Source organism: Mycobacterium ahvazicum, assembly GCF_900176255.2.
GTDB lineage: Bacteria > Actinomycetota > Actinomycetes > Mycobacteriales > Mycobacteriaceae > Mycobacterium > Mycobacterium ahvazicum.
Genome location: NZ_FXEG02000001.1, coordinates 314954 through 326324 on the forward strand (window position 1 = coordinate 314954; position 11371 = coordinate 326324).

General features: G+C 66.2%; 10 protein-coding genes. All 10 read left to right on the top strand.

Translation table 11 applies throughout. From position 1 onward, the window contains the following. The first annotated feature begins 1 nt into the window (after nucleotide 1). The 10 genes from MAAFP003_RS01485 (at nucleotide 2) to MAAFP003_RS01530 (ending at nucleotide 11368) form a co-directional block, all read left to right on the top strand. Entirely contained in the window at nucleotides 2-1303 is a 1302-nt protein-coding gene (locus MAAFP003_RS01485; protein WP_096283813.1) for an MCE family protein, read from the top strand. After that, entirely contained in the window at nucleotides 1300-2340 is a 1041-nt protein-coding gene (locus MAAFP003_RS01490; protein ID WP_096283815.1) for a virulence factor Mce family protein, read from the top strand. Before MAAFP003_RS01485 ends, MAAFP003_RS01490 begins: the two co-directional genes overlap by 4 nt. After that, nucleotides 2337-3926: a virulence factor Mce family protein gene (locus MAAFP003_RS01495; protein ID WP_096283817.1), complete on the top strand. Its 1590-nt coding sequence runs from the start codon at nucleotides 2337-2339 to the stop codon at nucleotides 3924-3926. The genes MAAFP003_RS01490 and MAAFP003_RS01495 overlap by 4 nt, the downstream gene beginning before the upstream one ends. Next, on the top strand, nucleotides 3923-5536 hold the full coding sequence (locus MAAFP003_RS01500) for a virulence factor Mce family protein (RefSeq protein ID WP_096283819.1): 1614 nt from the start codon (nucleotides 3923-3925) through the stop codon (nucleotides 5534-5536). The genes MAAFP003_RS01495 and MAAFP003_RS01500 overlap by 4 nt, the downstream gene beginning before the upstream one ends. A gap of 41 nt (nucleotides 5537-5577) precedes the next feature. Beyond that, nucleotides 5578-6696: a virulence factor Mce family protein gene (locus MAAFP003_RS01505; RefSeq protein WP_096283821.1), complete on the top strand. Its 1119-nt coding sequence runs from the start codon at nucleotides 5578-5580 to the stop codon at nucleotides 6694-6696. Next, on the top strand, nucleotides 6690-8240 hold the full coding sequence (locus MAAFP003_RS01510; RefSeq protein WP_096283823.1) for a virulence factor Mce family protein: 1551 nt from the start codon (nucleotides 6690-6692) through the stop codon (nucleotides 8238-8240). Before MAAFP003_RS01505 ends, MAAFP003_RS01510 begins: the two co-directional genes overlap by 7 nt. A gap of 251 nt (nucleotides 8241-8491) precedes the next feature. Beyond that, nucleotides 8492-9157 (top strand): Mce protein, encoded by a 666-nt coding sequence (locus tag MAAFP003_RS01515; protein WP_243393736.1) that lies wholly within the window; start codon nucleotides 8492-8494, stop codon nucleotides 9155-9157. After that, entirely contained in the window at nucleotides 9154-10122 is a 969-nt protein-coding gene (locus MAAFP003_RS01520) for an RDD family protein (RefSeq protein ID WP_096283827.1), read from the top strand. Before MAAFP003_RS01515 ends, MAAFP003_RS01520 begins: the two co-directional genes overlap by 4 nt. Continuing rightward, entirely contained in the window at nucleotides 10119-10676 is a 558-nt protein-coding gene (locus tag MAAFP003_RS01525; RefSeq protein WP_165796274.1) for a mammalian cell entry protein, read from the top strand. Before MAAFP003_RS01520 ends, MAAFP003_RS01525 begins: the two co-directional genes overlap by 4 nt. Continuing rightward, a complete protein-coding gene (locus MAAFP003_RS01530; RefSeq protein ID WP_096283829.1) occupies nucleotides 10643-11368 on the top strand; it encodes a mammalian cell entry protein in 726 nt (241 codons plus the stop codon). The genes MAAFP003_RS01525 and MAAFP003_RS01530 overlap by 34 nt, the downstream gene beginning before the upstream one ends. Nucleotides 11369-11371: the final 3 nt, after the last annotated feature.

The window sequence follows — 11371 nt, forward strand, 5'->3', positions numbered from 1 at the left end:
CATGACCCGACCCGGAAAGACGAACGCTTCGCGGACTCCGCCCTACAAATTGGCGGGGATCGGCCTGTTGGTCATCGGCGCGCTGATCTTCGTGTTGATCTACGGGCAGTTCCGCGGCGACTTCACCCCCAAGACCAAGCTGACGATGCTGGCATCGCGGGCGGGTCTGGTGATGGATCCGGGTTCGAAGGTGACCTACAACGGCGTCGAGATCGGTCGGGTGGCCACCATCTCCGAGATCGTCCGCGACGGCAAGCCGGCGGCCAAGTTCACCCTGGACGTCTATCCGCGGTACCTGAAGCTGATCCCGGCCAACGTGAACGCCGACATCAAGGCCACCACGGTGTTCGGCGGCAAGTACGTGTCGCTGACGACGCCGCAGAACCCGTCGCCGCAACGACTCGGCCCGTCGTCGACGATCGACGCGCGGTCGGTGACGACGGAGATCAACACGTTGTTCCAGACCGTCACCTCGATCGCGGAGAAGGTGGATCCGGTCAAGCTGAACCTGACGCTGAGCGCGGCCGCGCAGTCGCTGGCCGGCCTCGGCGACAAGTTCGGACAGTCGGTCGTCAACGGCAACGCGGTCCTCGACGACGTCAACCCGCAGATGCCGCAGATCCGCCACGACATCCAGCAGCTGGCCGGTCTGGGCGACACCTACGCCAACGCCTCGCCGGACCTGTTCGACTTCCTCAACAACGCGGTCGTCACGTCGCGCACGATCAATGCGCAGCAGAAGGATCTGGACCGGGCGTTGTTGTCGGCCGCCGGGTTCGGCAACACCGGCGCCGAGATCTTCGAGAAGGGCGGCCCATACCTGGCGCGCGGCGCCGCCGACCTGGTGCCCACCGCCCAGCTGCTGGACACCTACAGTCCGGCGATCTTCTGCACCCTGCGCAACTACCACGACATCGAGCCCAAGGCCGCCTCGTTCCTGGCCGGCAACGGGTACTCGCTGAACGCCCACACCGAGGCGCTGTCCGGGCTCGGTCTGCTCGCCAACCCCGTCTCCGCGGTGGCCACGATCGCCAGCCTGGTCGGCGGCCTGGCCGGGGTGGTCGGTGGGGCGCCGAACCCCTACATCTATCCCGAGAACCTGCCGCGGGTGAACGCCCGCGGTGGCCCGGGCGGTGCGCCGGGTTGCTGGCAGCACATCACGCATGACCTGTGGCCCGCTCCCGAGTTGGTGATGGACTCCGGCAACAGCATCGCGCCCTACAACCATCTCGACACCGGTTCGCCCTACGCCATCGAATACGTGTGGGGCCGTCAGGTAGGGGATAACACGATCAACCCATGAAAATCACCGGTACGCTCGTCCGACTCAGCATCTTCTCGCTGGTGCTGCTGCTCTTCACTGTGATGATCGTTGTGGTGTTCGGCCAGATGCGGTTCGACCGCACCAATGCCTACACCGCGGAGTTCAGCAACATCAGCGGGCTGCGGCAAGGCCAGTTCGTCCGCGCCTCCGGGGTGGAGATCGGCAAGGTCGACTCGGTGCAGCTGATCGACAGCGGCAAGCGCGTGCGGGTGAAGTTCAACGTGGACCGTTCGGTTCCGCTGTATCAGTCGACGACGGCGCAGATCCGCTACCTGGACCTGATCGGTAACCGGTACCTGGAGCTCAAGCGCGGCGACGGTGAAGGCGCGGACAAGGTGCTGCCGCCGGGTGGCTTCATCCCGCTGTCGCGCACCGCGCCGGCCCTGGACCTCGACGCGCTGATCGGTGGCTTCAAGCCGCTGTTCCGGGCGCTGGATCCGGAGAAGGTCAACACGATCGCGAGCGCGCTCGTCACGGTGTTCCAGGGTCAGGGCGGCACGATCAACGACATCCTGGACAACACCGCTCAGCTGACGAACGCGATCGGCGAGCGTGACCAGGCCATCGGCGAGGTGATCAAGAACCTGAACGTGGTGCTGGACACGACGGTCCGGCACCGCCAGCAATTCGACCAGACCATCAACAACCTCGAGGTGCTGATCACCGGGCTCAAGGACCACGGCGATCAGCTGGCCGGCGGGACCGCGCACATCAGTAACGCGGCCGGCACCGTGGCCGATCTGCTGGGCGAGGATCGCGCGTTGCTGCACAAGTCGATCAACTACCTGGACGGGCTTCAGCAGCCGCTGATCGACCAGCAAGACCAACTGCAGGACTACCTCAAGAAGGTGCCGAGCGCGCTGAACATGATCGGGCGCGCCATCGGGTCCTACGGAGACTTCGTGAACTTCTACGCCTGCGACATCACGCTGAAGATCAACGGTCTGCAGGGCGGTGGTCCGGTCCGCACGGTCCGGCTCTTCCAGCAGCCGACGGGTAGGTGCACGCCGCAATGAGAACGCTGGAACCGCCGAACCGGCTTCGGATCGGTCTGATGGGCATCGTGGTCACGCTGCTCGTGATCGGCGTCGGGCAAAGCTTCACCAGCGTGCCGATCCTGATGGCCAGGCCCGCGTACTACGGGCAGTTCACCGATTCCGGCGGGATCAACGTCGGTGACAAGGTGCGCATCGCCGGCATGGACGTCGGCAAGGTCGAGGCCCTCAAGATCGACGGCGACCACATCGTGATGAAGTTCTCGATCGGCACCAACACCATCGGCACCGAGAGCCGGCTGGCGATCCGCACCGACACCATCCTCGGTAAGAAGGTCATGGAGATCGAGGCGCGCGGCAACCAGCAGCTGAAGCCCGGCGCCTCGCTGCCGCTGGGCCAGAGCACCACGCCGTATCAGATTTACGACGCGTTCTTCGACGTCACCAAGGCCGCCTCCGGCTGGAACATCGACACGGTCAAAGAATCGCTGCACGTGCTGTCGCAGACCATCGACCAGACTTATCCGCACCTGAGCGCCGCGCTCGAGGGCGTCTCGAAGTTCTCCGACACGGTCGGCAAGCGCGACGCCGAGGTCAAGCACCTGCTCGCCCAGGCCAACCAGGTGGCCAGCGTGCTGGGCGACCGCAGTGAGCAGGTCGACCGCCTGCTGGTCAACGCCAAGACGCTGCTGGCCGCGTTCAACGAGCGCGGTCAGGCCATCAACGCCCTGCTGGGCAACATCGCCGCATTCTCCGAACAGGTCAAGGGCCTGATCAATGACAACCCGAACCTCAACCACGTGCTCGAGCAGTTGCGCACGATCAGCAAGATCCTGGTCGAGCGCAAAGACGACGTGGCTGCGGGTCTGACCGAGGTCGGCCACTTCCTGCCGTCCCTGAACGAGGCCATCGCGTCGGGCCCCTTCTTCAAGGTGGTCCTGCACAACCTGGCGCTCTACCAGATCATCCAGCCGTGGGTGGACGCCGCCTTCAAGAAGCGCGGCATCGACCCGGAGAACTTCTGGCGCAGTGCCGGTCTGCCGGAATACCGCTGGCCCGATCCCAACGGCACCCGATTCCCCAACGGCGCGCCGCCGCCGGCACCGCCGGTGCTGGAGGGCACACCCGAGCACCCCGGACCGGCTATCCCGCCCGGATCGCCGTGCTCCTACACGCCGGCCAACCCCGGCGGCAACATCACCGTCGGCGACGAGGGTCTGCCGCGGCCGTGGAATCCGCTGCCGTGTGCGGGTGCGGCCACCGGTCCCTTCGGCGGGCCGGGCTTCCCCGCGCCGGTCGACGTTGCGACGTCGCCGCCGAACCCGGACGGTCTGCCGCCGACCCCCGGCATCAATATCGCCGGGCGCCCGGGTGATCCGCCCCCGAACGTTCCGGGCACGCCGGTGCCATTGCCGACCCAGGCTCCGCCGGGCGCGCGCACTGAGAATCTGGGACCGGCCGGCCCGACGCCGCCGCCGTCGACCTTCGCTCCGGGTCTGCCGCCGGGTCCCCCGGCCCCGCCCGGACCGGGGAACCAGTTGCCGGCGCCATTCATCAACCCCGGCGGTTCGGGCGGTAGTGGTGTCACGGGAGGTAGCCAGAATTGAGCACCATCTTTGACGTCCGTAACGTCCGGCTACCGAAGTTCTCCCGGACGACGGCGATCATCGGAGCGCTGGTCATCGTCGTCGCCCTGGTCGTCGGCTATGTCGGCTACCGGCTGTTCGAGAAGCTGACGAACAACACCGTCGTCGCCTACTTCCCGGCGGCGAACGCCCTCTACAAGGGGGACAAGGTCCAGATCATGGGCCTGCGGGTCGGCTCGATCGACAGCATCGAACCGGTCGGCGACAAGATGAAGGTGACGTTCCACTACGAGAACAAGTACAAGGTCCCGGCCAACGCCTCGGCGGTGATCCTTAACCCCACCCTGGTGGCGTCGCGTGCGATCCAGCTGGAGCCGCCGTACAAGGGCGGACCGGTGCTGGGCGACAACGCCGTGATTCCCGAAGAGCGCACCCAGGTGCCGGTGGAGTGGGACGAACTGCGCAACAGCATCACCAACATCATCTCGAAGCTGGGTCCGACGAAGGAGCAGCCCACGGGTCCGTTCGGTGAGGTCATTTCGTCGTTCGCCGACGGCTTGGAAGGCAAGAGCAAGCAGATCAACACCGCGCTCAACAGCTTGTCGTCGGCGCTGAACGCGTTGAACGAGGGCCGCGGCGACTTCTTCGCGGTGGTGCGCAGCCTGGCGCTGTTCGTCAACGCGCTGCACGCCGACGACGCGCAGTTCGTCGCGCTGAACCAGAACCTGGCCGACGTCACCGGCCGGCTGGCCAGCGATGACGGCGCCTTGAACAATGCGCTGCAGCAGTTCGACAGCCTGCTGAGCACCGTGCGCCCGTGGCTGGACAAGAACCGCGAGGTGCTGACCACCGACGTCAACAACCTGGAAACCGCGACGAACACGCTGCTGCAGCCCGAGCCGCTGAACGGGCTGGAGACCGCGCTGCATGTGCTGCCGACGGCTGCGGCCAACATCAACCAGATCTATCACCCGTCGCACGGGTCGGTGGTCGCCATTCCGGCGATCACGAACTTCGCGAACCCGATGCAGTTCATCTGCAGCTCGATTCAGGCCGGCAGCCGGCTCGGTTACCAGGAATCCGCCGAACTGTGCGCGCAGTATCTGGCGCCGATCCTCGACGCGATCAAGTTCAACTACCTGCCGTTCGGGTTGAACCTGTTCAGCACCGCCGAGACGTTGCCCAAGCAGGTCGCCTATTCCGAAGATCGGCTGCATCCGCCGAACGGTTATAAGGACACCACCGTCCCGGGTATCTGGGTGCCGGATACGCCGACCTCGCACCGCAACACCCAGCAAGGCTGGATCGTGGCGCCGGGCATGCAAGGCCAGCAGGTCGGGCCGATCACCGCGGGCCTGATGACGCCGGAATCGCTTGAGGAGCTGATGGGCGGTCCCAATATCGAGCCCGTTCAATCCCAGTATCAGACGCCGCCGGGCCCGCCGAACGCCTACGACGAGAACCCGATCCTGCCGCCCATCGGGCTGCGGGCGCCGACGCCGATCCAGCCGCCGGCGCCGGGACCGGGCGTGATTCCGGGTCCCGTCGCCCCGACGCCCGCGCCGGTGGTCGCGGTGGCACCCAACGCCGGTGGGCCGCCGTCCGGCCCTGACTTCGGGGGTGGCCAGTGAGGATAGGGTCGAGCCTGATCCGGCGCCGGGCCTGGCAGGGCATGGTGCTGCTGGTGATCGCCATGGTGCTGAGCTCGTGTGGCTGGCGAGGCATCTCAAACGTGGCGATTCCCGGCGGTCCCGGCGACGGCCCCGGCTCCTACACCATCTATGTGCAGGTGCCGGACACCTTGGCGATCAACGGCAACAGCAAGGTGATGGTCGCCGACGTCTTCGTCGGGTCGATCAAGAAGATCGAGTTGAAGAACTGGGTGGCGACGCTGACGCTGGGCGTGAAGAGCAGCGTCAAGCTACCGAAGAACGCGATCGCGCGGATCGGCCAGACCTCGCTGCTGGGTTCTCAGCACGTCGAGCTGGCCGCGCCGCCGAACCCGTCGTCGGAGCTGCTGCGCAACGGCGACACCATTCCGCTGAAGAATTCGTCGTCGTATCCGACCACCGAGCAGACGCTGGCCAGCCTGTCGTTGATCTTGCGCGGTGGCGGCATCCCGAACCTCGAAGTGCTGCAGAACGAGGTCTACGACATCTTCCACGGGCGCGGCGAGCAGATCCGCTCCTTCATCGGCAAGCTGGACACCTTCACCGCCCAGCTCAATCAGCAGCGTGATGACATCACCCACGCGATCGACTCCACCAACCGGCTGCTGGTCTATGTCGGCGGCCGCTCGGACGTTCTCGACCGAGTGCTGACCGACATCCCGCCGCTGATCAAGCATTTCGCCGACACCAGGAATCTGCTGATCAACGCCGTCGACTCGGTGGGCCGGCTCAGCGGGGCCGCGGATCAGTACCTGTCGGCGGCGCGCGGCCCGCTGCACACCGATCTGCAGGCGCTGCAATGCCCGCTGAAGGAACTCGGCCGCTCCTCGCCCTACCTGATCGGTGCGCTGAAGCTGATCCTGACCCAGCCGTTCGACATCGACACCGTCCCGAAGATGTTCCGCGGTGACTACGTGAACATCTCGCTGACGCTGGACGTGACCTACAGCTCGGTCGACAACGCGTTCCTCACCGGAACCGGGTTGTCGGGCGCGCTGCGGGCACTCGAGCAGTCGTTCGGCCGCGACCCGGAGACGATGATCCCCGACGTCCGCTACACGCCGAACCCGAATGACGCGCCCGGCGGTCCGCTGGTGGAAAGGGGGGACCGGAATTGCTGACCCCGTTCATTCGACGCCAGCTGTGGGCGTTCCTGGTCCTGACGGTCGTCTCGTTGCTGGTGCTCGGCATCTACTACCTGCAGGTGCCCAGTTTGATGGGGATCGGCCGGTACTCGCTGAAGGCGGAGCTGCCGGCGTCGGGCGGGTTGTACCCCACGGCCAACGTGACCTATCGCGGCATCACGATCGGCAAGGTCACCGACGTCGAGCCGACCGACCATGGCGCCGAAGCGACGATGAGCATCGACAGCCGGTACAAGATCCCGGTCGACGCGGTCGCGAACGTGCACTCGGTGTCGGCGGTCGGTGAGCAGTATCTGGACATCGTCTCGTCGGGCAGCCCCGGCAAGTACCTTGCCGAAGGGCAAACCATCTCCAAGGGCACCGTGCCGGCCGAGATCGGTCCGGCACTCGACACCGCCAACCGCGGGCTCGAGGCGTTGCCCAAGGACAAGATCGGCAAGCTGCTCGACGAGACGGCGGAGTCGGTCGGCGGCCTGGGCCCGGCGTTGCAGCGCCTGGTGGACTCGACGCAGGCGATCGTCGGCGACTTCAAGACCAACATCACCAACGTGAACGACATCATCGTGAACTCGGGACCGGTGCTGGACAGCCAGGTGAAGTCCAATGACGCGATCGAGCGCTGGGCGCGCAACCTGAATACGCTGGCCGCGCAGTCCGCGCAGCGCGACGCGAACGTGAAAAGCATTCTGTCGCAAGCGGCGCCGACCGCCGATCAGGTCAACGACGTGTTCAGCGACGTCCGGGAGTCGCTGCCGCAGACGCTGGCGAATCTCGAGGTCGTCTTCGACCTGCTCAAGCGCTACCACACCGGGGTGGAGCAGGTGCTGGTGTTCCTGCCGCAGGGTGCCTCGATCGCGCAGACGGTGGCCGCGCCGTTCCCGAACCAGGCCGCACTCGACCTGGCACTGTCGATCAACCAGCCGCCGCCGTGTCTGACCGGCTTCATTCCCGCGCCGGAGTGGCGGGCGCCGGCCGACACCAGCATGCAGCCGCTGCCGTCGGGCACCTACTGCAAGATTCCGATGGATACCCCGGCCAACAGCGTGCGTGGCTCGCGCAACATCCCGTGTACCGATATCCCCGGCAAGCGGGCGGCCACGCCCCGTGAGTGCCGCGACCCCAAGCCCTACGTTCCCGCCGGGACGAACCCCTGGTTCGGTGACCCGAACCAGATTCTGACCTGCCCGGCGCCGGGAGCGCGCTGCGATCAGTCGGTGCGACCGGGCATGGTGATCCCCGCGCCGTCGATCAACAACGGCATGAACCCGGCACCTTCGGACCGGGTCGCGGGGACGCCACCGCCGACCAGTGACCCGTTGACCCGACCCGGGCAAGGTACCGTGCAGTGCAACGGACAGCAGCCCAACCCGTGTGTCTACACACCCTTTGGACCTCCCTCGGCGGTATACAGTCCCCAGAGCGGTGAACTGGTAGGGCCCGACGGCGTCAAATACTCCGTCGAAAACTCGACCAAAACAGGAGACGACGGATGGAAGGAGATGCTGGCACCCGCCGGCTGAACCCACCACCGATGTCGATGCTTAGTCGTCTACGTCGGAGACGGCCGAAGGAATCGGACGACGTCACCGACGGGACAAACCCCGAGGAGACGGCCGAGGATTCGCCAGAATCCGAGGTCGGAGCCGAGCAGACAAACACCGAGGAGACGGCCGAGGATTCGCCAGAATCCGAGGTCGGAGCCGAGCAGACAAACACCGAGGAGACGGCCGAGGATTCGCCAGAATCCGAGGTCGGAGCCGAGCAGCCTGAGGTGACGGCGCCGGATTCGGCTGCAGTCGAGCCCGAAGCCGCGCCGGAAGCCCCGGAAGCGATCGCCTCGGAGCAGCCCGAGTCCTCCAGCGACGCCGCGCCCGATGATGGCGAACAGCCGGAAACCGACGGCGAGGACGCGACCGAGGCGGAGGCGCACCGGCGCCCCCCGTCGGCCCTGGGGCGCGGATGGCTGGCCGGCATCGCCGCGGCCCTGGTGCTGCTGGCCGGTGCCGTCGGCACCGGCGGTTACCTGGCGTTGCGGTACCACCACGAGAGCCAGGCCATCGCGCGCAACAACGCCGCGGCGCTCAAGGCGGCGATCGAGTGCGTGTCGGCCACGCAGGCGCCCGACACCAGCGCGATGATCGCCAGCGAGCAGAAGATCATCGAATGCGGGACCGACGCCTTCCGTGAACAGGCCATGGTCTACACCGGCATGCTCGTGCAGGCTTATCAGTCCGCGAACGTCCACGTCCAGGTCTCGGATGTGCGCGGAGCGGTCGAGCGCAACAACAAAGACGGTTCGATCGACGTGCTCGTGGCGATGCGCGTCCAGGTGGTCGCCGATCAGTCACAGAACGAGACCGGCTATCGGCTTCGGGTGAGAATGGCGCTGGACGAAGGCCAGTACCGGATCGCCAGGCTCGACCAGGTGACGAAGTGACGCTGGTGGTCGAGGAAACTCAGACCACGGCTCCCCAAGTGTCATCAGAGAATGCCTTGGCGCCGTGGCATATTCGCGTGTGCGCGTTTGCCGTCGACGTCCTGCCCGCCGCCGCGGTCGCGACCACCATGGCGTTGGTGTCGTTCACCGTGCCGCCGCAGGGCGTGTGGTGGTGGCTGAGCGTCTGTGTCCTCGGCATCGCCATCCTGGCGATGTTGGTCAACCGGCTGCTGCTGCCGACCGTCTACGGCTGGAGCCTGGGACGCGCTCTGTGTGGAATCGCGGTGCGGCACCGTGACGGTTCCGTCGTCGGCGCCTGGGGCCTGCTGCTGCGCGATCTCGCGCACCTGCTCGACACCGTGTCGGTGGTGGGATGGCTTTGGCCGCTGTGGGATTCGCAGCGCCGTACGTTCGCCGACATGCTGCTGCGCACGGATGTGCGAGGCTCGCAGCCGCCGCGGCCCGACATCATCCGGCGGTGGACGATCATCGCGGTGCTCACCGCGACCGGACTGTGCGTGGCGGGCGGGGCCGTGAGCTACGAGGTGGTCTACTCTCGCGATCAGCAGACCGACCAGACGCGGGCCGAGATCTCGATACAGGGGCCGAAGATCGTCGCGCAGATGCTGACCTACGACCCGAAGACACTATCCGACGATTTCAAGCGGGCCCAGTCGCTGGCGACCGATAACTACCGCGGCCCGCTCAAGGCGCAGCAGGACATCGTCCAAAAGGGAAACCCCGTCATCAACGAGTACTGGGTGACCGATGGCTCGATCGAATCGGCGTCGCCGGATCGGGCGACGATGTTGTTGTTCATGCAGGGCCGGCGTGGCGCGGCGCCCCAGGAGCGCTACATCACCGCGACCGTCCGGGTGAATTTCGTCAAGGACGCCGGCGGCCATTGGCTGGTCGACAACCTCGCCGTGCTGACCAAGCCGAAACCGCCGGGGAACGGAAAATGAGCCCCCGCCGCAGATTTGAGCCCGGCGAGGGCGCGCTGCTGGTCGCGGCGGATCCGCAGACGCAGCGCCGGCGATGGGAGCTACCCGTGGCGAGCACGGTCGCCGCGGTGTTGACGACCGTGGCGATCACGCTGTGCACCCTGATGCTGATCTCCCACGAATCCCGCGAGCACGATGCCTCCAAGACCCGCGAGGTGCTCAACTACGTGACGGGGTTCATGACGCAGTTCACCTCGCTTGACCCCTATCACGCCAACGACTACGTCATGCGGATAATGGCCCAGGCGACAGGCGATTTCGCCAAGCAGTATCACGACAAGGCCAACGAGATCCTGTTGCAGGTTGCCCGTGCGGAGCCCGCGACCGGCACCATCCTCGGCGCCGCCGTGGAACGGTGGAACGACGACGGCAGCGCCACCGTCATGGTGGCGACCGAGGTCACGTCCAAGTCGCCGGATCAAAAACAGGTATTCGAGAACACCAATCGTTGGACGGCAACTGCTACGCGGGAAGGGAATCAGTGGAAGATAAGCAGCCTGCTGCAGGTGATCTGACCGCCGAGGCGATCTCCGACGACGCCGCTGAACACGACGAAAACACCGCCACCGCAACGGAACCCGCCGAAAAGACCGACACGGTGGAGTCCGAAGAGTCCGATGCCGACGCCGACGCGGAGACCGACGATTCCGCCGCGGCGACCGAAGAGGGCGCCCGCAAGCGTCGCAAACTGCTGGCCGGCAAATGGATGGGCATCGTCGTTGTGGTGGCCGCACTCGTGTTCGTCGGTTCCGCGGCCTTCGCGGGCGCGGCAGTGCAGCCCTATCTGACTGACCGCGCTACGGCGGCAACCAAGCTCAACGTGGCCCGCACCGCGGCCAACGCGATCACGACGCTGTGGACCTACACCCCGGAGAACATGGACAGCCTCGCCGATCGTGCGTCGGCTTACCTCAGCGGTGACTTCGAGGCCCAGTACCGCAAATTCGTCGACGCTATCGTGGCTCCGAACAAGCAGGCCAAGATCACCAACCGGACTCAGGTCACCGGTGCGGCGGTCGAATCGCTCGATGGCCCCAACGCGGTCGTCATCGTCTACACCAACACCACCTCGACGAGCCCGCTGACCAAAGACATCCCGGCGTTGAAGTACCTGTCCTATCGGCTGTTCATGAAACGCGCGAACGGGCGCTGGCTGGTGACCAGGATGACGACCGTGACCTCCCTGGACCTCACGCCGCATCCGTAGTCC

Coding starts and splice junctions, on each gene's coding strand:
- MAAFP003_RS01485 (WP_096283813.1), top strand. CDS start 2: ATGACCCGACCCGGAAAGACGAACGCTTCGCGGACTCCGCCCTACAAA.
- MAAFP003_RS01490 (WP_096283815.1), top strand. CDS start 1,300: ATGAAAATCACCGGTACGCTCGTCCGACTCAGCATCTTCTCGCTGGTG.
- MAAFP003_RS01495 (WP_096283817.1), top strand. CDS start 2,337: ATGAGAACGCTGGAACCGCCGAACCGGCTTCGGATCGGTCTGATGGGC.
- MAAFP003_RS01505 (WP_096283821.1), top strand. CDS start 5,578: ATGGTGCTGCTGGTGATCGCCATGGTGCTGAGCTCGTGTGGCTGGCGA.
- MAAFP003_RS01525 (WP_165796274.1), top strand. CDS start 10,119: ATGAGCCCCCGCCGCAGATTTGAGCCCGGCGAGGGCGCGCTGCTGGTC.